Here is a 20,583-nt window from a genome sequence, read left to right on the forward strand (position 1 = left end):
GCACACGTTAACATTTTTCTTTATAAAAGAATGCCCGCTGAAAAACGGGGCATCACGTCGTCAATCGTCTGACTGAATCACGCACCATGAATTCTGTGTTTTCCAAGATTTTTTCTGCTTTTGTTTCGGGCTCGCTGATCAGCGACAAGAGTTTTTGCGCACCGAGCACGCTGATTTTCTCCACTGGGCGCTTTACTGTTGAAAGCCTTGGCGTGATGTACTGTGAAAACCCAATATCATCAAACCCGATCACCGAAATATCATCAGGAACGCGCAGGCCCTTTGCGAATATCGCATTCATCGCTCCGATTGCCATGTCATCATTCGAACAAAAAACAGCGGTTGGAGGATTCGGCAGTGCCAGCAGCCGCTCCATCGCTTGAAAGCCGCTTTCCATATCGTACTGTCCTTTGACACTGTATTCATGCTTGATCGGAATATGATGTTGAATCAGTGCAGATAAGTAGCCTTCCTTTCGCTGCTGGGAGGATTTAAAGCCTTCGATCCCCTCGATGATGGCGATGTCTTGATGTCCGGACTGAATGAAGTATTCTACAGCTTCTTGAGAGCCTTCCTTGTCATTGGACAAAATATTCGTGATGGTGCGATCATCAATATCACGATTCAGCACGACAAGCGGAATGTTTTTTTCGCGAATATGGTAAATAAAAGAATTATCAATGTCACTTTGGCTCATTAAAATGATGCCGTCATATCTCATCGGTGTAACGGAGTCATAGTTTTTCAGATCATCAATGCCGCGCACATACAGATTGTAATCCTCACTTATGGCTTGATTGACGCCTTTAATTGTGTCTGCAAAGAAGCTGTGTGAGGTTCCGTTTGTAATGCTTGTAAAGAAAAGCCCGATCGTATGCGACTTTTGCATCGCCAGACTTTTCGCATTTACATTTGGTGTATAGTTGAGCTGCTCTGCTAGCTCTAATATTTTTTTCTTCGTATGTTCTTTGATGTAAGGGCTGTTGTTGAGTGCTCTGGAAACAGTAGTGTGGGATACGTTTGCGAGTTTTGCGATATCTTTTATGGTTACCATCTAATTCCCTTCCTTCTCATACCGGCTGCGATTATTTACTGTATATTGTATCATCAAACATACCGCCTCTCCCACTATATTTCCAGATTAATAAGACACAGGATTCTCAGCTTCTGTTCCCGCTGACTTGCCGATGATTGGACGGACAAAACGAATCACAGCAAGTGAAGCGAAGACAGCCAGCCCTCCGGCAAGCAAAAATGCTCCAGAAAACGTGCCTGTTTGGTCAACAATAAATCCGGTTAAAGCCGGGCCGATAATTCCTGCCGTGTTGGCGAGGAAATGCATGAAGCCTCCAACAGAACCGACTTTGTTTTGATCAACCACATCTTGAATGACAGCCCAATAGATAGCACCTGTTAAATATAGAAAAAATACTGACAAAGCGACCAGTGTGACAGCCCCCGCAGTCGTTGCCACAAGCCCGGCAAAACCAATCAGGACAGCTGATGAAAACAAACACGTGACAAGCACAACCTTGCGCGAAAACAGCACACCTTTTCGGGCCGTTTTTTTGTACACATAGTCAGAAACAAATCCCCCCGCAGCCAGCCCGATAAATCCTAAAATCCACGGTATGACCGTGATGACACTCATCGATTCAACACTTAATCCCCGCTCGTCGACAAGATAGCTCGGAAACCACGTCAAAAAGAAGAAGAGGATGTAGTTGTAAGCGAAAAAAGCGAACGCCGTGAACAGGACCGTTTTTTGCTTCAGGTAAAAGGTGAGCGGAATTTTTTCTCCGGGAGACGTTTCTGCTTTTATTGCCGGTGCTTCCTTGATCGTCTCTTGCGGCTTTTCTTTGACAAACTTGAACCAGAGCACTGCCCATATCAATCCAATAATCATAATGAGAACGAAGGATACCTTCCAGCTGAACGCCACTGCGATCATGCCGACTATCGGGCCGGAAATGGCTCCCCCGAGCGGCGTGCCGCTGTTGGTTACACCGATAACAGACGCCCGCTGGGTCGGCGGGAACCAGTTGTTCACCATCTTGTTGATGGTCGCCGAAAGCGGGCCTTCTCCCATTCCGAAGAGAATGCGTATAATCAGCAGGCTGACAAAGCCAAAAGCGAGGGCGACTGCTCCGCTAAACAGCGACCAAACAACCATCGCGACAAACAAGGTCAGCTTTGCCCCATAGCGGTCGGATGCCACGCCCCCAAGAAAGTTAAAAATCGCATAACCAATCGAAAAACTGCTGAAAATCAAGCCCATTTGCGTGGCAGACAATGTGAGATCATCCTGAATAAAAGGAGCTGCAATGGAAAGCGCCGAGCGATCCAGGTAATTAATCACCCCTGCCAGGAACAAAAAAAGGATAACGGGAAGCTTATCTTTTGAAAACATCTCAACCTCACCCCTATGTTGGTTCAGTTTCTGTTGCACCGCTTTCGTTACACACCTGAATAAGCCATAAATCCTCCATCGACAGGAACGGTGATCCCAGTGACAAAACCGGAATAGGATTCATCCGCCAGCCAAAGAAGCGTACCGAGCAAATCCTCGGGTTTTCCGAAGCGCTTCATCGGTGTTCCCGCAATAATTTTGTGAGATCGGCTGGTGAACGTTCCGTCTTGGTTGATCAGCAGATCATGATTTTGTTTTGTCAGAAAGAAGCCTGGGGCAATCGCATTGACCCGCAGCCCGGTTTCGGCAAAATGAACAGCCATCCACATCGTAAAATTATTGATGGATGCTTTCGCGGCACTGTATGCCGGAACCCTCGTCATAGGTGAATAAGCACTCATGGAAGAAAGGTTGATGATCGCCGGTGAATCGGCTTTCAGCAGCTCTTTTCCAAACACTTGCGAGGCCAGAAACGCACCGGTGAAATTGGTGGAGAATACAGTTAGAAAGCCCCTCTCATCCATATCAAAAAAGGATTGGCCTTCTCCCGCTTCTTCATATGTCTCCACATCGGTTATCGCGTCAGGATGATTGCCGCCAGCCCCGTTAATTAACAGATCAACAGCGCCAAATTGGCCAAGGATGTCTTCCTTTGCCCGTTCCAGTGACATCCTGTCCAGCACATCCGCAGCAACAGCGCACGCTGTGCCGCCAGCCGCCGTTATCTCCTTCTCGACCGCTTGGCCTTTTTCAGCCGTCCGATTCAAAATCGCCACCTTCATGCCATGACGGGCTAGCTCCCGGGCCATCGCAGAGCAAAGCACGCCGCTGCCGCCAGTGATGACAGCCGTTTTACCAGCCAGGTTCTCATGCAGCGGGATCATATGCCCACCTCTTTTTTTGCCATTGCTTCATAGGCGTCCCACAGCCCGTTCAAATACATGATGCCAAGTGCCCGATCGTATAAGCCATATCCCGGGCGGCATTGCTCGCCCCAAAGATGGCGCCCATGATCCGGTCTGACATATCCTTCGTAATCCTGCTTATGCAGTTCTTCCATCACGCCTTGAATGTTGATCGAACCATCCTTTGTTAAATGAGATGTTTCAATAAAATCGCCATTCTCATAAATTTTCACATTGCGAATATGTGAAAATGGAGCGATGCCGGCATACGTTTTAGCGATCTCCACCATGTCGTTAGCGGGATTGGCTCCCATTGAACCTGTACAAAGGGTGATACAATTAGACGGTGAATCTGATATCGCCCGCAGTTTCTTATAGCTTGCCTCTCCTGTGATAATGCGCGGCAGTCCGAAAATCGGCCACGGCGGGTCATCCGGATGAATGGCCATTTGAACACCATAGGGCTCAGCAACAGGAAGAATTTCCTGCAAAAAGAATGATAAATTGTCCCATAGCTTTTCTTCATCGACCGTTCTGTAGGCAGCAAAAAGCTCTTTGATCCGAGCTAATTTTTCGGGCTCCCACCCCGGCAGTGTCATGTCAGATGCATCCTCCACCGTCCGAATCAGCTCTTGAGGATCAAGGCTTTCCACCTTGGCCTTTTCAAAAAACAGAGCGGTCGATCCATCTTCTAGCGGCCGGAACATGTCCGTGCGTGTCCAATCAAAAACCGGCATAAAATTATAGCAGATCACTTTCACGCCAAATCCGGCAAGGTTGCGGATCGTTTGCTTGTAGTTTTCAATATACCGGCCGCGTTCTTCGTTCCCAAGTTTAATCGCTTCGTGAACATTCACGCTTTCTACAACTTCAGCATGAAAACCATAGGATTGAATATATTCGGTCTCGGCTCTGATTTCTTCTTTTTCCCACACGTCGCCGACAGGCTTTTGATGGAGAGCCCAAACGATGCCTTTGACACCGGGAATTTGCTTCACGTGTTCAAGTGTGACTGTATCGTTGCCTCTTCCATACCATCGGAATGTCATATTCATGCTCGCACCTCCGGATTCAGTCATTTAATCAAACGTGATGACGGCTTTTCGCACCTGATCTGGATGCTCCTTAATAAACTGAAATGCATGATGAACGTCATCAACTGAAAATGTATGGGTCACCAGCCCGTTATGCACTAACCGGCCTCCATTCAAAAGCTCTACCACTTTTGGAAACTGATTGGTCTGCAATCGCGATCCGGTTATCGTGACTTCTTTTTTTGTAATTGGCAGCTGAGAAATCTGAGCCGCTCTTTCATCAAATCCAAGCACAACCACATGTCCCGCCGGTGACACAGCCTCAATTGAAAGTGCAAAAGTCTCCGGCAGGCAAACAGCATCAATGACCACGTTTGCTCCTTCATTCCCAGTCCATTCAAGGACCTGCTCGGCAACATGTTCTGCTTGGACATTTACAACAGCATCGGCGCCGTTTTCTTTCGCAAATGCCAGCCGCTCGTCGTTCAAGTCAGTCATCATGACAGCAGCGCCCGCCAGCTTTGCCATTTTCAACACACAGATCCCGATGGGCCCCGCTCCCTGGATCAGAACGGTATCACCTTTTTCCACCTGGCCTCTCCACACTGCCTGGGCGCCTATCGTATAAGGCTCGGCCATGACTGCTTCCTCCCAAGGCAAGTCCTTTGAGACCGCGTGAAGCTGCCTTTCCGGAAGCACAATATATTCCCGCATGCCCCCGTCCTCATGTACGCCAAATACAGAAAGCTTGGCGCAAACATTCGGCCGCCCTTTGCGGCAGGCATAGCACGATCCGCAATAAGAAATCGGCTCAATCACCACATGATCACCGGGTTTTAGGCTCTGTACATTCGCGCCAACTGCCTCCACTTGTCCCGTTACCTCGTGTCCGATGACTCTCGGGAGGGTAGCGAGCGGATTCGTTCCATGATAAATGTGCATGTCTGAACCGCAAATGCCGACTCGCTTGACTTTCACGAGCACTTCATCATCCTTTGAAAGAACTGGCTTCTTCACCACCGCTGTCACCAGATCATACGCTTTTCGCACTTGAACCGCTTTCATTTTTCTCACCTGCTTTTTAAGAATTCATACACGCTCCGGGCGATAGAAATTCCTTTTTCCTTATTTCTTTCTTCATGCAGCTGCTCGATCTCGCCGGGCACATACACTCTTTCGAATCCAACAGCCGGCGGTGATTGCTGCAGTTCATCAATCATGTCATCCATCTGCTCTAAAAACGTATCCCAGTCAGTAAAAAAGGCTGGATTGATCGCGCAAACGTAATGCCCCAGCTTTCTTTTTTGATCAAGGCCGCTGTACATTTTGGCAATATGAGGGCCAAAAGCCGCGCCCGCCAGCAATCCGGAAAACACATCCACTACAATCGATAGTCCATAGCCTTTCGGGCCGCCGAATGTTGAAAGTGAGACGACCTTGTCAGGATCAGTTACTGCTTCTCCGTTTTCATCGACTCCCCATCCTTCAGGAATTTCATTGCCCTCTTCACGGGCCTGCAGAATCTTCCCAAAAGCCACTTTGGATGTCGCCATATCTAGGATAAACGGTTTTTTATGCTTAGCCGGAACACCGTAAGCAATCGGATTTGTCCCTAAAAAAGGAGTCCTCCCCCCAAACGGGACAACGATACTGTCTGTATGCGTCATTGCCATTCCGATCAGCTTTTCGTCAGCCGCTTTTTGCACAAAATAGCTTAGCGCTCCGCAATGGCTGCTGTTTACGGCCGTGACCATGCCGACTCCTTTTTTCTTCGCCATGTCAATTGCATGGTCCATCGCCATGTCGCAATTCACATGACCGAAACCATCGTCTCCGTCAAGCACCCCGGTCACAGGCCCCGTTTCTTTAAAAACAGGCTGTGCCCCAGGATTGATCCCTCCCGCTAAAAGCCTGTTCACATAGTGTTCTGTGCGCAGCACGCCATGCGAATGTACATTGCGCAAATCAGCGTGCACGAGAACATCTGCTACTTTTTCAGCATCTCGTTCATTCAAACCGGCACCGGCCAGCTTTTGCCGAACGAGTCCCTTTGCTTCTTCAGCTGCAATTGTTATCGTTTTCAAACAAGTGCCTCCTTCCTTTTCAGTTTTTTGGGCACTCCCCTAGTGAAACCCCTACAAACACATTTTATTTACAAATTATTTTAAATATTCTTTATATTATATTGTCAGTTCTTTTGATGAAGATCCTGAACGATCTGAGCATGCTGCTGGTCTGTGAGTTTATAAAGAAAGCCGATAATGATCATCGCTAATGCCAACGCAATGGCCGGATACAGAAGAAGCAGCGCTTTGATGCCAATCAGCGCCTGTGCTGTCTGGACTGCATTCGGCACATAGCCGATAATCCCCAAACCGATCCCCGAGAGAAAGCCAGACAAAGATTGAGCAAGCTTTCTTGAGAAATTGAAAAGTGAATATGTCGTTGCTTCCTTCCGTTCACCGGATTTCCATTCACCATAGTCGATAATATCGGAGACAAGAGCCCACGTGATGCCATTTGGGATACTGATTCCGATAAAGGCGATACTGGCGAGAATTGTAAACACATAAACGTTAGATGGAAGCATAAAGTTGATCAGATCCGCGGCCACACTGATGCCGAAGCCGATCATTGCCGTTCGTTTCTTTCCAAACATCTTGACGAGCTTTGGAAGGAATACGACGCCCAAAAAGGAAGAACCGATAATGATGAAGTTCATATAAGCCATTAATTCAACATTGCCCAAGTTATATTGTGCGAAATAGACTAGCATGGCGGATTTAATGTTGTATGCGGAAATTGAAAAAATCGTCATCAGGACAAGGGTTAACAGCGGTTTATTTGTAATAAATGTTTTGACGACAGATGAGAGTGTTAATTTTTCTTTGGGTGCTTCCGATATGACAATGCGTTCTTTGCAGTTGCGGTAGCAAATATAAAACCAAAGCACACCGAGTGCGGCGAACAAGCCCATGACCACCGGGTAGCCGACCTTCGGATTATCAAACTTGATGAGCAGCGGCATCACGGCAACACTTGTGATAAACAAGGCGCCAAGTGATCCGATTTGGCGGAACGTCGAAATGGAGGTCCGGTCCTCAGAATTTTGAGTCATCGCTGCCCCTAATGAGCCGTACGGAATATTCACAAACGAATAGCCGATGCCCCAAATCATATAGGATGCATATGCATAAATCAGTTTTCCGGTCGTTGATACATTGGGAGACAGAAAAATAAGAACAGTAAGCACCGCAAGCACGATGCTGCCGATTAATAGATAAGGCCTGAATTTCCCCCGTTTGCCGATATTTTTGCGATAATCGATTGATGAGCCGACAATTGGATCTGTTATCGCCGCAAACAGCTTACTGACTAAAAAAATGCCGCCGGCCATCGCAGCGGGGATTCCCGCTACATCAGTGAAATACTTCAATAAATAAATCTGGCCGAGATCAAACATAAAACCGTTGCCAAAATCACCAAAACCATAGGACATTTTCTCTTTCAATGAGAGCCTTTTTTCCGTTTCGACCGACACAACCTTATTTGCCAGTTCAGTTCGCATGTTCCACCTCTGTGTCTTAAGAATTTTCGGATAGTGATCCGCTCAGCGATACTGAGCGGATACTTTGTTACACGTTTGCTTTCTCTTCTTGAAATTGAAAGTAGTGTTTCGCATTTTCATAGCAAATCCCCTGAACGATGCTTCCCAGAAGCTCCATATCGCGCGGCACTTCGCCGTTTTCCACCCATTCTCCAATCAAATTGCAGACGATCCGCCTGAAATATTCGTGGCGCGTATACGAAAGAAAGCTTCTGGAATCGGTGAGCATGCCGATAAAACGGCTGAAAAGGCCAACATTTGATAACGCTTTCATTTGGTCGAGCATCCCGTCTTTAGTATCGTTAAACCACCAGGCTGTGCCGAATTGTATTTTTCCTGGGGTAATACCGTCCTGAAAACTGTTGATCATGCTGGCGATGACATAGTTATCATTTGGATTCAGTGAATATAAAATCGTTTTCGGCAGCTGGTTCTTCATCTCAACTGAGTTCAGCAGCTTGTATAAAGGCTTAGCAATTTCTTCATCGTTCATTGAATCATAGCCTGTATCAGGTCCGAGCCTTTTCATCATTTTTGTATTCGTGTTTCTTAAAGCGTTGATATGAAACTGCATCGCCCAATCGAGCTCCGCATACAAACCGCAAAGAAACTGAAGCGTATGTGTCTTAAATTTCTTCTCATCTTCATAAGAAACCTCTGTTCCTTGTAATCTGTCAGAAAAAATCCGTCCAGCTTCTTCTTTTGTTGTTTCGGCAAATACCATTGAATCTATCGCGTGATCAGAAACTCTGCCGCCGGCTGAGTGGAAGAATCGCACTCGTTTTTCCAACGCATTTAAAAACTCATCATAGGTTGTAATCGATATGGCGGCGGCATCTTCAAGCGCCTGCACCCACTCAGGAAAGCCTTCACGATTGATCTCAAGTCCTTTATCCGGCCGAAATCCAGGCAGCACGCTGACAGGAAAGTCTTTGTCTTCTCTTAATAATAGATGGTATTCAAGAGAATCAACAGGGTCATCTGTGGTGCACACGACCTTTACATTTGATTTCACGATTAAATCCCTTGCCCCGAAGCCTTCCCCTTTGAGCAGTTCATTTGTCCGTTTCCATATAGCCGGCCCAGACTTCTCGTTTAAAATCTCATAAATGCCAAAAAAACGCTGCAATTCTAAGTGAGTCCAGTTATAGAGCGGATTGCCGATCGCCATCGGCACGGTTTTCGCCCAAGCCATAAATTTCTCCTCATCAGGCGCATCTCCGGTGATGTATGTCTCCTCAATTCCATTGGCTCTCATGATGCGCCATTTATAATGGTCACCATACAGCCAGGCTTCCGTGATGTTTTGAAATGTCTTATTTTCATAGATTTCTTTCGGACTTAAGTGGCAGTGGTAATCAATAATTGGCATGTCTTTCGCAAAATTATGATAGAGGCTGACAGCGGTTTCATTTTTCAATAAAAAGTTTTCGCCCATGAAGGGTTCCATGTCCTCACCGTCTTTCATTCTATTTCAAAATGTTAACGTTAACATTTTGATTTGTTTTTATTTTACCTTTATATTCCTCTGGGATCAATCTCTTTTTTGAAAATGAAATGTTAACGCTGTCATAAACATAAAAAAGACATTGCCAGAAAGCACTCGGTAAGGAACGCTTTTGGCAATGTCAGATTCATTAAAAGGATTAGTAAGCCAGGCTGAAAAGTCCTTTAATGTGTGTTAAGTAACGTACGTTACTTGCTTCTTTCATCAAGGAAGCAGGAAGACCTTTAAGCGGTGTAGAATTAGCACCAATGATGGCAACTGCGTCTTTGCGTCCAAGGCTTGCAAGTGTACCAGAGTTTACTGGCTTGAATGTTTCAAGCGTTTTGCCTTCCAGGTAAGCGAATAGGTTGTAACCGATCAGCTCACCCATTTGCCATGCGATTTGTGCAGTTGGCGGGTATGGACGGCCGTCTGGACCGAAGTAAACTGCGCTGTCTCCAGCAACGAATACATCTTCATGAGATGTAGATTGCAGGAAGTCATTTACAGTCGCGCGTCCGCGGTTCACTTCTAGACCTGATTCACCGACTAATGGGTTACCCTGTACGCCGCCAGTCCAAACAAATGTGTTGGCAACAACTTTAGATCCGTCTTTCAGATCGATTACGTTTCCTTCTACATTTGTAACAGGAAGACCTGTTAAGAACTCAACGCCGCGTTTTTCAAGGCTTGCAGTCGCACGCTCGATAAGATCATCCGGAAGAACAGGAAGGATCTTCGGACCTGCTTCAACAAGTTTTAATTTGATTTCTTTATGGTCTACGCCGTATTTTTTCGCAAGGTTCGGCATGATGTCAGCAAGCTCACCAACAAGCTCAACACCTGTTAAGCCGCCGCCGCCGATAAGGATTGTTGCATCTGCTTCGTTTTTCGTTTTAGAGTACTCGCGCACACGATCTTCAACATGTTGAAAGACTTTGTTCGCATCGGCAGCAGATTTCAATACCATGCTGTTTTCTTCAAGACCTGGGATGCCGAAGTAAGCCGTTACAGAACCAAGACCTACAACAAGCGCATCGTAAGTTAATGTAGAACCGTCAGCAAGCGCAACTTCTTTTTTATCAACAGAGAAAGAGCTTACTTCCGCAATTTTAAGATCAATGTCTTTGCCTTTGAAAAGTTTTTCTAATGGCATTGCAACCGCTTTTTCAGACACGTTGCCTGCAGCAAGGCGGTGTAATTCCGTAATGATTTGGTGAGTTGGGTATTTGTTTACCACTGTCACGCGTGCTTGTTCTTTTGTGTAATGTTTGCGAACTGTTAGAGCAGAAAGAACTCCGCCATAACCAGCGCCTAGAATGACAATATGTTTTGACATCGTATATCCTCCGTCCTTTATATCAATTTGAATCTGAGATTATTTTTGGTTTTCGCGTTCGTTCATGACTTCAAGGTAGCTGTTAGCAAAACGGAACAACTTTTGAGCTTGAGGATCTTTCAGCATACGCAGCAGGCCGAAAAGACCAATTGTTTCGTTGCTTGCTTCCGCGCGGTCTTTTGCTTCGATCGCAGTCGCAGCTACTTCTTTCGCTGTTTCTTTTACAGGCTCAAGAATTTCAGTGATCGCACCGACTGTGTCGTTTTTTAACACTTCGTCAGTCGCTACAGACTGAGCGAAATCATAAGACTTCGTTAAAATATTGACTAACTCAGTCAGCTTCGGAAGCTGGTCAACTAAAACAGTCAATGATTCTTGAACTTCTGGCTTTAATAGCTGATCAATAAGATCTTGCTGGCTTTGGCTGACAGACGCATTTGTTTGATCGATTGTTTCTGGCATATCCAATTCTCCTTTACTATAAGCAGTTTGCTGATTTTTTTGGAAAGGGTAGTGCCTCTCCCTGTCTCACGCTTTTAAGGCATAAGAATAAGGATTGTGAATTCGTGCACAATCATTTACAAAAATAAATGTTTACTACCCAGTTTTTCATCTTGCCATATTCAGTATTATTTTTATCTAAAAATAAACAATTGAATAAGTCAAAATCCTTTACTCTCTCTGAAAATAGCAAACACAAAAAACTCCAATTCGATTACCTTCTATATGATAACACTTTTTGAACAAAATTTGAACGTGAATTGCTTCGATTATGAAATTAATTTATATGGAGCACATGTCATATCGTTTCTGCGGCACTAGTTATTGACAATCCAGCAATTTCTCCCCTTCACTTTACCCATATTTCCAATAGAGGCTCTCTTTTTCCTGTGATCGGATCATTCGCCGGCAACGCCGCCTGCTTAATCTGTTTGACCGCTTCCTCTCGCTCATTGGGCTTCCCCGTCTTCATATCATACTGAACGCCTCCGGGATAGGCGCCAAGGACAGTAAAATCGGGGCTTGAGCTGAGCTTTTTATGTCCGACTCCGGCTGGAATCACGACTGCGTCGCCTGATTTGAAAGGGATGGCAGCCCCTTTTTCTCCCCCAAACTGAATCACAGCCTCTCCCCTAAGGGCAATCAGGACTTCATGCGTATTGCTGTGATAATGATGGTATGGAAAAACACTCCCTGACCAGCTGTTTGACCAGCCATGCCGGATGACGATCCGCTCTGCCAGTCCGGTGTCCTTAAGCGCGTTTTGATACACCACGAGCGGAAAATCAGGGTGATTCGGAATCCTGCCGTCATCCGGAAAGAAGTATGTCTGTGTCTCTTTTTCCATCAATTTCACCTCCCTTTTTTGTCTTCCACACATAGCAGTTCGCCAAACATGATGTTTTTCTCATGATTCCATTGATCTGCATGATACCGAATAGTATAGTATAAAAAAATAATGCCAGAATGAGGGATATCATGAAAGCTATCGTTATCGGAATATTGGCTTCACTCTTTTTCGCCGTTACCTTTATATTAAACAGAGCGATGGAGTTATCAGGAGGCAGCTGGCTTTGGAGCTCTTCGCTGCGCTTTATTTTTATGGTGCCATTTTTATGTTTGATTGTCATCATGAGAGGGACATTCACGCCTCTCTTACTAGAGATGAGGAAAAAGCCGTTTTATTGGATCAAATGGAGCTTCGTCGGTTTCGTGCTTTTTTACGCGCCGATTACATTTGCGGCTGCATACGGTCCGGGGTGGCTCATAGCCGGAACCTGGCAAATTACAATTGTAGCCGGGGTGCTCTTATCTCCTTTGTTTTATGTCAAACAAGATATGCCGGGCGGTCCGCAGCTCGTTCGCCAAAAGATTCCCCTGGTTTCACTTGGCACTTCCGTGATCATCCTGATTGGAGCGGCTCTGATTCAGCTTCAGCATGCAGAATCGCTTTCTGGGAGGATGCTGCTTTTCAGTGTGCTGCCGGTTGTCATTGCGGCTTTTGCCTATCCGTTAGGAAACAGGAGAATGCTCGAAGAATACGGAGGCCGGCTTGATACATTTCAGCGCGTGCTTGGAATGACATTGGCAAGCCTTCCATTCTGGCTTATATTAGCAGCTTACGGCTGGTGGTCAGATGGCCTTCCAACAGCAAGTCAAACCGTTCAATCCTTTATCGTTGCCGTCAGCTCAGGCATCATTGCGACGGTTTTATTTTTCTGGGCCACTGATATGGTAAGAGACAATCCGCAAAAACTCGCAGCTGTTGAAGCCACTCAATCCGGTGAAGTGATTTTCGCGCTGCTTGGTGAAATTGTTCTGCTGTCAGGCGTTTTCCCATCTCTATTATCATTTGCCGGTTTGTTCATTATAATAGCGGGGATGATGTTACATACCTTCGCTTCACAGCCGAGAAAACCGAAAAAGAAAGCACAGTCAAATCTGACTGCGTAGCATCTGCAGGAGAATGGGTGAAAGCCTGTTCTCCTTTATTTGTGCTACCAAAAGGAATCTGTTTCACGTTATAGTTAAATATAATGTCAGCCTACTTATATTGAAAGGTGATTATTGTAATGGAAGCAAACGATCAAACACAAAACATACCAGCCATCTCCTTCAGATCAGTCAGAAAAAGCTATAAACAAGATGGACAAACCTATGATGTGCTGCAGGATGTCACCGGAGACATTCAACAGGGTGCAATCGTAGCCGTTTTAGGCCCTTCCGGCTCAGGCAAAAGCACCCTCCTTTCTATGTGTAATTTAATGAGAACGCCTGACAGCGGCGGAATCAAAATATATGGAAAGGAAGTAAGAGAATGGAATGTCAATGAGCTGAGGAGAACGGCAGCCCTCGCGTTTCAATCGGCTCCCGTGCTCGACGGGACAGTGCGTGACAATTTAAGTCTTGTACAAAGGCTGCATCAATCCCAGCTGTACTCTCCTGAAAAGCTGGCTTCTCTTACAGGGCTGCCGTCAGAGCTGTTAGACAGAAGCGCCAGAGACTTATCGGGCGGGCAGCGGCAAAGACTGTCACTGGCCAGAACGCTCTCAAATCCTTCCTCCATTCTATTGTTGGACGAAATCACGTCGGCCTTGGACCCGGTTTCTGCTCTTGAGATTGAAGAACTGATCAAACGTCAGCATCAAGAGAAAAAATGGACAGTCATGTGGGTCACTCATAATATGGAGCAGGCAAAACGAGTAGCCGATACCATTTGGTTTATGGCAGATGGCCGGCTGCTTGAAATCGCAGAAACCGAAACATTTTTCTCCGCTCCGCAGCATGAAGCAGCGAAAGAATTTTTGAAGGGAGGCACTCGGTAATGGATTACCTTTCTCTCTCTTTAACGATGATCTTTGTTTTGATCGCCTTGTTTTTATCAAAATCCTTTAAAGCCGGTGTAGAAAAAGACATGATCATCGCCACCATCCGGGCCGCGGTGCAGCTGCTTATCATCGGTTATGTTTTGTCGCTGATTTTTCGCGGAGACCACCCTGTTTTTATCCTGCTGATGGTGCTGTTAATGCTCGCGGTGGCGGCGCAAAATGTCATCAAGCGAAAGAAAAATACTATCGGTTCGTTTTGGAGGGTGTTTGCCGCGTTAGCAATCGTAGAAATTGTGACGCAGGGAATTCTGCTGTCTCTTCATATCATTCCGCTTACGGCACGATATGTCATTCCGATCAGCGGGATGGTCATCGGAAATTCGATGGTGCTCTCGAGTTTGTTTCTAAACCGGCTTAACTCAGAAGTCGGCGTTCGCAAAGAAGAAATTCAATTAATATTGTCACTTGGCGGCACACCGAAGCAATCCATACAGCGCATTCTTACTTCAGCGATGAAAATGAGTATGATCCCGACGCTCGAAAGCCAGAAAACACTGGGTCTTGTCCAGCTTCCCGGCATGATGACAGGCCAGATTCTAGCCGGCGCGGACCCGATTCAGGCAGTACGCTTTCAACTCTTAATCGTGTTTACAACGATGGCCTCAGCCGCGCTGACTTGTGTAATCTTAAGCGTGCTGACATACCCATCATTATTCACCGTTCATCAGCAGCTGAAGCAGAATGAATGACAACAAAAGCCGCTTTCCGAGGGAAAAGCGGCTTTTTGTACTTGTTATTCCTTTTCTTCATAATACTTGGCCAGCTCAACAATCATCGCACCCATCCGCTCAATCTCTGGCGCAAGCAGTCTCGTAATGCCCTCTTCCCGCAGTGCTTCAGCAGTCACTTTTCCGACAGCAGCTGCGATGGCGCGTTCTTCGAATACCTTCTTCACTTCATTGATATAACCTCGCCCCTTGGCAAAATCAAACAGGGAACGAACCTGAATGGCCGTTGTAAAACAAACGGCATCGATCTCATCGTTCATCAGCTCTCGGCATAACCGCTCCACCGTTTCCTCCTCCGGCGGGATGTGCTGATAAGGCAGAATCGGCAGGACAGACGCGCCTTTTTCTTCAAGAAATGCCATGAGAGCCGGCGCTTTTTCGCCATGAAGCTGCACCATGACTGTTTTTCCTGAAAAGTCGTGAGGCTCCAAAGAACGGATTAAGCCTCTTGTTGTCCCGTCTTCATCCGAAGCTTCCGGTGTGATTCCAAGCTTTTTCAACGCAGACAGCGTTTTGTATCCCCGGCATGCCGCTTTCGCTTGGCGAATGGCCTGCAGAAACTCATCTTTCAGTCCAATTTTCTCTGCCATATCGACAAGAGTCTCCAACCCGATGCCTGTCGTGAAAATGACCCAGTCAGCTTTTTCTTCCGCAAACGTCCGCAAATCCGGCTCCACCTGCTTCTCTGCTAAGTAAACTGTACCTTGGAGAGGCCGGATGACAGGTATTCCGCCCTGTTTTTCAATGATTGTACTGATTTCTTCCGTTTTTCGTGAGCCACCGATTGCCACACGTTTTCCAACTAACCCTTTTCCCATACCCGTTTCCTCTCCTCTTTGCATAGGCTTTTTATGTATACAAGCTTATTAAAGCTATTTTGGCGCAAACCAAGGGAGAAATCAAGATAAACCCAAACCTCTAAAATCCATTGAATACGCCGGAAGCTTGCTGTAAGATAAACAGCAGACACGTCTTGTAACGGAGGGACGACATGGAAACAAAAAAAGAAGAATATGAAACAAAAGGCTACGATACATCGATCGTTTACGAATTCAATGAATATCCGGACGCCCGCAGCGGGCGCTGCGACAACTGTGATTACACACTGTTCAAAAGCTCTGTAAAAGGCGGAAAATTTCTTAGAGAATGCCGGAGATGCGGGATGAAAAAAAATATTTAAACAGAAAACCGAAATCAAATTGATTTCGGTTTTTATGTTTTTACTGCGGGACAGCGGATTTTTTCATAAACGCTTCAATCTCAGCTGCCGCACGCTCCGCTCCGCCAGCTTCTTTTACATCCTTTTGCATATTCTTGACGCGGGTGAGCAGCTCTTGATCACTGGATACAGCCTGAACCGCTTCCTGCAGGCTGGAAACAGTCACTTCCTCTTTCGGCAAATAAACGCCAAGGCCTAATTCATCAACCCGATTTGCAGTGAGCTCTTGCTCATACATTTGCGGAATGACGACAAGCGGCACACCTGCGTTCATCGCTTCCATCGTACTGTTCATCCCGCCATGAGAGATGAACAAATCAGCTTTCTCTAACACCTCAAGCTGCGGCACACTTTGGCGAATAGTAAAGTTAGCAGGAATATCCTCCAAGCTTTCTGGATCAATCGTTTTCCCAACCGACATGATCACTTGCCATGAAGAATCCCGAAATGCCTTGATGCACATCTTGTAAAATTCTGGCCATGCGTTAAACGCCGTACCCAAAGAAATCAGCATAAGCGGGCGATCATCCTTGTCAATCAACAGGCTTTCTTTTTCCTTCCGTTCTCCGAGAGAGGGGCCGACAAAACAGAAACGGTCATCGAACGTCTCATGATGAATCTGAAAAGACTTCGGCATAAAGACAATATTTAATGCTTCTGGCACAGCTAACTGTTCAAATGAAACAGCCGGCAACTTCTCTTGCTCCAAGTAGGCTTTAAATTCAGCCTCTGCTTCTCTTATTTTTTTCAGCATGTCTTCATTTCCTAACTGAAAGGATTCATTTTGGGCATATGACGAACAGAGCTTAATGACCGGAACATTAAGCTTTTCAGCAAACAATTTACCAGCCAGCGCAACAAAGTCATAGATGATCAGATCAGGCTGATCATCCTTATATAACTCCTCAAGCTGCGGCAGAATGCTGAGTGATTCTTTCAAAAGGCTGAGTGGCGCGTCATTCTTTTCCATCATCTCCCTGATTTGCTTAGGATCAATATTCAAGGATGTATGATAGAGCAATGCTTCTCCACCGGCTTGCTGAACAGCGGGCGCAAACTCCTCAGTCGTCGCGTACGTGACACGGTGCCCTTTCTCACAAAGCTTCTCTACTAAAGCAAGCGTAGGATTGACATGTCCGTACGCCGGGATATTGATCATCGAAATATGGTACTTTTTCATGAATCTCCAGTCTCCTTATCTATTACATTTTCACACGGAAGCTCTTTAATCCGTATATCACACTGTTTTCAATCGGAGTGATACTGACGCACTCCATATGAGGAAAAGCAGAAATCAAAGACGTTAACGCGATATTTGCTTCAAGACGGGCAAGCGGAGCCCCAAGGCAAAAATGGATGCCATGGCCAAACGCAATATGCGGATTGGGATGGCGTCGGATATCAAACATGTGCGGCCTGTCAAACTTCGCTTCATCACGATTTGCCGATGCCACAAACGCCAAAACCATATCACCTTCTTTAATCAGGTGCCCCCCGATCTTCGTATCCCGCTTGGCAATGCGCCTCAACACCGGGGCCGGCGCTCTGAAACGCAAGGCTTCCTCCACTGCCTGAGGCATCAGTTCAGGATGGCTGCGCAGTTCCTCGTAAACGCCTGGCATTTCTAATATGCTGTACATCGCATTTGAAATCAGGTTTGTAGTGGTTTCATTTCCGGCCACCAGCAGCAGCGTGCAAAACGGAATCAGCTCTTCACCGGACAGCTTCTCGCCTGTTTCTTCCGCTTCAACTAAAATAGAAATAATATCCTGTGCCGGTTTGTTTCGCTTTTCTTCTATGATGCCGGCAAAAAACGCGGCCAGTTCTTCCTCACACTTATCTCGTTCTTCCAAAAAGGCTTTTTCAGCTTCTTCACTTTTATCCTTCGGTGTACTGACCAGAAGATCAGACCATGCTTTAAACTGTTCCATATGCGCTGAAGGCACTCCCAGCAGCTCAGATATCACAATAACCGGAAGCGGGTATGAAAAATCGTGAACAAGGTCAAATTCACTACGCCCCTGACATTTTTGAATCAGTTCATCTGTGATTTCTTGAATTCTCGGTTCCCATTGCTTCATCACGCGCGGAGTAAAGGCTTTATTCACGACTGAACGGATTTTTGTATGCTTCGGCGGGTCCATGTTAATGATGGAATTTCCAATAGAGCTTGTCTGCTGCGGCATGTAACTGGAAAACAGCTCTTTATCCCCAACAACTTTTTTGACATCATCATAAAGAAAAACGCTCCACACTTGGTTTTCTTCATCAAAGGAAACAGGCGCATCCTTTCTCATCGATTCGTACCATGGAAACGGATGATACGCATCCTGTTTGTTTTTCCCATTGAGCAGCGCTCGCTGCAAGGCTTGCCGGCGGTTTAACACATTCATGTACGGTCACTCCCCTTGAAAGAATTCAGCAATTAATGTTCCACTTCACCTCCCGCTTTCGAAAAAGAGAGGGACTACCACAAATAATTAAATTGATAACAGCAGGCAGGCGATCACGATGTTCGATGCAGGCATCATATATTCCCCCTCGAATTTCGTTTATCTTACCATAATCTTTCAATTTTTTTCTATTCTGCACTGCTGTTTTGGCTCACAACGTGACCTTAGGCATAAGCACGCAAATCCAATATGGATTCAATTGCACCGCTCCGCTCAAAAAACGTCTCTGTTTCCAACCAAATGCACTAACTCCAAAAATGACTTTCCCATTATGTAAAATAATTTGGTTCTATGATTAAATAGAAGGTAAAAGATGAAGGAGAGAACAACGTGGCAGCACAGACTGATTACAAAAAACAAGTTGTCGGAATCCTACTTTCACTTGCATTCGTACTCTTTGTGTTCTCTTTTTCTGAGAGACATGAAAAACCGCTTGTTGAGGGAAAAAAACAGGAAAACTGGCATACTGTCGTCGACAAAGCCTCTGTTAAAATTTATGGCAGCAGATTAGTTGAAGAAAACAAATTAAAGCAAAAACTCGGCCATAAACAAGCCGATTCTATTTTGACCCTTCTGAAACTCGCCAACGAAAAACACATTACATTATAAAAAAGAAAGAGCCCATAGGCTCTTTCTTTTTTAGTCAAATATCGTTTTCTTGTCCGGATGGCGCAAAAAGTCAAACAGCATGCTAAGCTGTGAGGGTGTGTTTCGTTTTGGAGAGAGCGGCGGGAGTCTGTCTTCCGGAAAAAAAGCGGCATGATTCGTCTCGATCCCTGTTTCCCCCTGCCCGCCCGTCATGCTGCATGCGATGAAGATTTTATAATAGTGATAAGGCTGAGGGGGATGAGAGTGTTTATGGCTGTCTAGCACGGCCAGCAATCGAGACGGCTCTGTATCGTACCCCGACTCTTCTTTGATCTCCTTGACGACGTTTTCAGCTGGCGATAAACCAATCTCGCAAAATCCACCCGGCAGCGACCACAGCTCATCATGCTTCTCCCGGACAAGCAAAATCTGATTCTCTCGGAATACTGCGCCGCGAACATCCGCTTTCGGTGTCGGATAGCCCTTCTCGCCTTGCCATAAATCAGTGATAACTTCAATGTCCATCTGTGAGTAATCCACCATCATTTCTGCACTGAGCTTCATTAGCTCTTCGTACCTCTCCCTGTCGTACACATCCTTGGAAAAAGCAAGCCCAGCCTGTGCAATCGCTTGAATCCGCTGTGCCCGTTCCAGCCATTTGGTTTGCACTTTTATCACTCATCCTTTCAAGTCAAGTTTCGCTATAAAAAATGCACGTTTTCCACAGATGAAAAACGTGCAACTGTAAATTAGCTTCTAATCTAACTTCACCAAGTAATCAATATCGTCCTTTACTCTCTCTTCTGTATTACTGCTATTTGTATCAGCTAAAAACGGATTATATACCAGTGTGTAATGTTTCTGTTCTCCTTTAGGGATGACATAACTGAGTACACCTGTAACCTTTTTCCCCGATACTAGTGTTCCTCCCATAAGGATTCTGCCCTTCTCTTCTATAGAAAAAACAGGCCGTACTGATTGATCATTCTTATCTCTTAAATCAAACCCGATAAAATTGTAGCTTATTGAATCTTCCCCTATATTTTCCATCGTAACTTCTATAATAAGCCGTTCCTCATCATCTTTTATTGTTTTTGTCTCCTCATTTACAGCTCCGCCAACATTCATATATTCACCTTTTTGCACTCTATCAACTTTATTCACTGTAAAATTCGTATGTCCTGCTTTAAATGTTTCTCCTATTTTATGTATTTGATCATCTTTTTTGGTCTTCGGCTCACCGCCTTTTTTCAATTCCTTATCAAGTTCCTTTTCAAGCTCTTCTTGCGATTTTTTCTCTTTCGGTTTTTCCTTCTCTGACGCATCGCTCGATTGGCTGCACGCTGAAAGCGCTAACCCGATCGTCAAGACAAATAATAGTAATAAGACTTTTTTCATGATTGTTCCCCCATCTAAAGTAATCGA

Annotated in this window: 21 protein-coding genes; 5 read left to right on the top strand and 16 right to left on the bottom strand. The window is 45.7% G+C overall.

Features of this window, described 5'->3' with window-relative positions; all coding sequences use genetic code 11:
• Positions 1-52: 52 nt before the first annotated feature.
• The 11 genes from SB658_RS08630 to SB658_RS08680 form a co-directional block, all read right to left on the bottom strand.
• Entirely contained in the window at positions 53-1,054 is a 1,002-nt protein-coding gene (locus SB658_RS08630; protein ID WP_003244946.1) for a LacI family DNA-binding transcriptional regulator, read from the bottom strand.
• Between the two features lie 87 nt (positions 1,055-1,141).
• A complete protein-coding gene (locus SB658_RS08635) occupies positions 1,142-2,410 on the bottom strand; it encodes an MFS transporter (RefSeq protein ID WP_144500837.1) in 1,269 nt (422 codons plus the stop codon).
• Between the two features lie 47 nt (positions 2,411-2,457).
• Positions 2,458-3,294 (bottom strand): SDR family oxidoreductase, encoded by an 837-nt coding sequence (locus tag SB658_RS08640; protein WP_144500836.1) that lies wholly within the window; start codon positions 3,292-3,294, stop codon positions 2,458-2,460.
• The gene (gene uxuA / locus SB658_RS08645; protein ID WP_144500835.1) at positions 3,291-4,370 is read right to left on the bottom strand and encodes a mannonate dehydratase; all 1,080 of its coding nucleotides are present in this window, start codon (positions 4,368-4,370) and stop codon (positions 3,291-3,293) included. Before uxuA ends, SB658_RS08640 begins: the two co-directional genes overlap by 4 nt.
• Positions 4,371-4,394: 24 nt before the next feature.
• The gene (locus SB658_RS08650; protein WP_144500834.1) at positions 4,395-5,414 is read right to left on the bottom strand and encodes a zinc-binding alcohol dehydrogenase family protein; all 1,020 of its coding nucleotides are present in this window, start codon (positions 5,412-5,414) and stop codon (positions 4,395-4,397) included.
• Positions 5,415-5,419: 5 nt separating this feature from the next.
• Positions 5,420-6,433 carry an ureidoglycolate dehydrogenase gene (gene allD / locus SB658_RS08655; protein WP_144500833.1) on the bottom strand — a complete coding sequence of 338 codons (1,014 nt, stop codon included), beginning with the start codon at positions 6,431-6,433 and terminating at the stop codon, positions 5,420-5,422.
• A 104-nt stretch (positions 6,434-6,537) separates the two neighbouring features.
• Positions 6,538-7,917: an MFS transporter gene (locus SB658_RS08660; RefSeq protein ID WP_038428817.1), complete on the bottom strand. Its 1,380-nt coding sequence runs from the start codon at positions 7,915-7,917 to the stop codon at positions 6,538-6,540.
• 67 nt (positions 7,918-7,984) lie between these two features.
• Positions 7,985-9,406, bottom strand: a complete 1,422-nt coding sequence (uxaC, locus tag SB658_RS08665; protein ID WP_144500832.1) for a glucuronate isomerase — start codon at positions 9,404-9,406, stop codon at positions 7,985-7,987.
• A gap of 196 nt (positions 9,407-9,602) precedes the next feature.
• Positions 9,603-10,781, bottom strand: coding sequence for an NAD(P)/FAD-dependent oxidoreductase (locus SB658_RS08670; RefSeq protein ID WP_003232765.1), 1,179 nt, complete (start codon positions 10,779-10,781; stop codon positions 9,603-9,605).
• A gap of 39 nt (positions 10,782-10,820) precedes the next feature.
• A complete protein-coding gene (locus SB658_RS08675) occupies positions 10,821-11,243 on the bottom strand; it encodes a DUF1641 domain-containing protein (RefSeq protein WP_014663610.1) in 423 nt (140 codons plus the stop codon).
• Between the two features lie 388 nt (positions 11,244-11,631).
• On the bottom strand, positions 11,632-12,129 hold the full coding sequence (locus SB658_RS08680; RefSeq protein ID WP_029317652.1) for a cupin domain-containing protein: 498 nt from the start codon (positions 12,127-12,129) through the stop codon (positions 11,632-11,634).
• A gap of 131 nt (positions 12,130-12,260) precedes the next feature.
• Here SB658_RS08680 and SB658_RS08685 point away from each other — a divergent pair, with 131 nt between their 5' ends.
• The 3 genes from SB658_RS08685 (at position 12,261) to SB658_RS08695 (ending at position 14,859) form a co-directional block, all read left to right on the top strand.
• Positions 12,261-13,235, top strand: coding sequence for a DMT family transporter (locus SB658_RS08685; RefSeq protein WP_033884360.1), 975 nt, complete (start codon positions 12,261-12,263; stop codon positions 13,233-13,235).
• Between the two features lie 119 nt (positions 13,236-13,354).
• The gene (locus SB658_RS08690; RefSeq protein ID WP_113712990.1) at positions 13,355-14,107 is read left to right on the top strand and encodes an ABC transporter ATP-binding protein; all 753 of its coding nucleotides are present in this window, start codon (positions 13,355-13,357) and stop codon (positions 14,105-14,107) included.
• Entirely contained in the window at positions 14,107-14,859 is a 753-nt protein-coding gene (locus SB658_RS08695) for an ABC transporter permease (RefSeq protein ID WP_003232776.1), read from the top strand. Before SB658_RS08690 ends, SB658_RS08695 begins: the two co-directional genes overlap by 1 nt.
• A gap of 44 nt (positions 14,860-14,903) precedes the next feature.
• Here the strand turns inward: SB658_RS08695 and SB658_RS08700 are convergent, their stop codons facing one another.
• Complete coding sequence (locus SB658_RS08700) at positions 14,904-15,716, bottom strand: uroporphyrinogen-III synthase (protein ID WP_144500831.1); 813 nt, start codon at positions 15,714-15,716, stop codon at positions 14,904-14,906.
• A gap of 173 nt (positions 15,717-15,889) precedes the next feature.
• On the opposite strand from SB658_RS08700, the gene SB658_RS08705 reads away from it, so the two are divergent.
• On the top strand, positions 15,890-16,078 hold the full coding sequence (locus SB658_RS08705) for a DUF8096 family protein (RefSeq protein WP_003232781.1): 189 nt from the start codon (positions 15,890-15,892) through the stop codon (positions 16,076-16,078).
• A gap of 40 nt (positions 16,079-16,118) precedes the next feature.
• Here the strand turns inward: SB658_RS08705 and SB658_RS08710 are convergent, their stop codons facing one another.
• Complete coding sequence (locus tag SB658_RS08710; protein ID WP_144500830.1) at positions 16,119-17,297, bottom strand: glycosyltransferase; 1,179 nt, start codon at positions 17,295-17,297, stop codon at positions 16,119-16,121.
• Between the two features lie 22 nt (positions 17,298-17,319).
• The gene (gene yjiB / locus SB658_RS08715; RefSeq protein ID WP_144500829.1) at positions 17,320-18,510 is read right to left on the bottom strand and encodes a monooxygenase YjiB; all 1,191 of its coding nucleotides are present in this window, start codon (positions 18,508-18,510) and stop codon (positions 17,320-17,322) included.
• 390 nt (positions 18,511-18,900) lie between these two features.
• On the opposite strand from yjiB, the gene SB658_RS08720 reads away from it, so the two are divergent.
• Entirely contained in the window at positions 18,901-19,179 is a 279-nt protein-coding gene (locus SB658_RS08720) for a hypothetical protein (RefSeq protein ID WP_003232791.1), read from the top strand.
• Positions 19,180-19,209: 30 nt separating this feature from the next.
• Here the strand turns inward: SB658_RS08720 and SB658_RS08725 are convergent, their stop codons facing one another.
• Both SB658_RS08725 and SB658_RS08730 read right to left on the bottom strand, forming a co-directional pair.
• On the bottom strand, positions 19,210-19,836 hold the full coding sequence (locus SB658_RS08725; protein WP_144500828.1) for an NUDIX hydrolase: 627 nt from the start codon (positions 19,834-19,836) through the stop codon (positions 19,210-19,212).
• A gap of 78 nt (positions 19,837-19,914) precedes the next feature.
• Positions 19,915-20,556 carry a DUF4352 domain-containing protein gene (locus SB658_RS08730; RefSeq protein ID WP_003244850.1) on the bottom strand — a complete coding sequence of 214 codons (642 nt, stop codon included), beginning with the start codon at positions 20,554-20,556 and terminating at the stop codon, positions 19,915-19,917.
• Between the last annotated feature and the right edge of the window lie 27 nt (positions 20,557-20,583).

Source organism: Bacillus sp. SIMBA_008 (genome assembly GCF_046535495.1).
Taxonomy (GTDB): domain Bacteria; phylum Bacillota; class Bacilli; order Bacillales; family Bacillaceae; genus Bacillus; species Bacillus subtilis.

Excerpts from the sequence above, each read along its gene's own strand:
- SB658_RS08630 (WP_003244946.1), bottom strand. The coding sequence starts at position 1,054 with ATGGTAACCATAAAAGATATCGCAAAACTCGCAAACGTATCCCACACT.
- SB658_RS08635 (WP_144500837.1), bottom strand. The coding sequence starts at position 2,410 with ATGTTTTCAAAAGATAAGCTTCCCGTTATCCTTTTTTTGTTCCTGGCA.
- SB658_RS08640 (WP_144500836.1), bottom strand. The coding sequence starts at position 3,294 with ATGATCCCGCTGCATGAGAACCTGGCTGGTAAAACGGCTGTCATCACT.
- uxuA (WP_144500835.1), bottom strand. The coding sequence starts at position 4,370 with ATGAATATGACATTCCGATGGTATGGAAGAGGCAACGATACAGTCACA.
- SB658_RS08650 (WP_144500834.1), bottom strand. The coding sequence starts at position 5,414 with ATGAAAGCGGTTCAAGTGCGAAAAGCGTATGATCTGGTGACAGCGGTG.
- SB658_RS08660 (WP_038428817.1), bottom strand. The coding sequence starts at position 7,917 with ATGCGAACTGAACTGGCAAATAAGGTTGTGTCGGTCGAAACGGAAAAA.
- uxaC (WP_144500832.1), bottom strand. The coding sequence starts at position 9,406 with ATGGAACCCTTCATGGGCGAAAACTTTTTATTGAAAAATGAAACCGCT.
- SB658_RS08670 (WP_003232765.1), bottom strand. The coding sequence starts at position 10,781 with ATGTCAAAACATATTGTCATTCTAGGCGCTGGTTATGGCGGAGTTCTT.
- SB658_RS08675 (WP_014663610.1), bottom strand. The coding sequence starts at position 11,243 with ATGCCAGAAACAATCGATCAAACAAATGCGTCTGTCAGCCAAAGCCAG.
- SB658_RS08680 (WP_029317652.1), bottom strand. The coding sequence starts at position 12,129 with ATGGAAAAAGAGACACAGACATACTTCTTTCCGGATGACGGCAGGATT.
- SB658_RS08685 (WP_033884360.1), top strand. The coding sequence starts at position 12,261 with ATGAAAGCTATCGTTATCGGAATATTGGCTTCACTCTTTTTCGCCGTT.
- SB658_RS08690 (WP_113712990.1), top strand. The coding sequence starts at position 13,355 with ATGGAAGCAAACGATCAAACACAAAACATACCAGCCATCTCCTTCAGA.
- SB658_RS08695 (WP_003232776.1), top strand. The coding sequence starts at position 14,107 with ATGGATTACCTTTCTCTCTCTTTAACGATGATCTTTGTTTTGATCGCC.
- SB658_RS08700 (WP_144500831.1), bottom strand. The coding sequence starts at position 15,716 with ATGGGAAAAGGGTTAGTTGGAAAACGTGTGGCAATCGGTGGCTCACGA.
- SB658_RS08705 (WP_003232781.1), top strand. The coding sequence starts at position 15,890 with ATGGAAACAAAAAAAGAAGAATATGAAACAAAAGGCTACGATACATCG.
- SB658_RS08710 (WP_144500830.1), bottom strand. The coding sequence starts at position 17,297 with ATGAAAAAGTACCATATTTCGATGATCAATATCCCGGCGTACGGACAT.
- yjiB (WP_144500829.1), bottom strand. The coding sequence starts at position 18,510 with ATGAATGTGTTAAACCGCCGGCAAGCCTTGCAGCGAGCGCTGCTCAAT.
- SB658_RS08730 (WP_003244850.1), bottom strand. The coding sequence starts at position 20,556 with ATGAAAAAAGTCTTATTACTATTATTTGTCTTGACGATCGGGTTAGCG.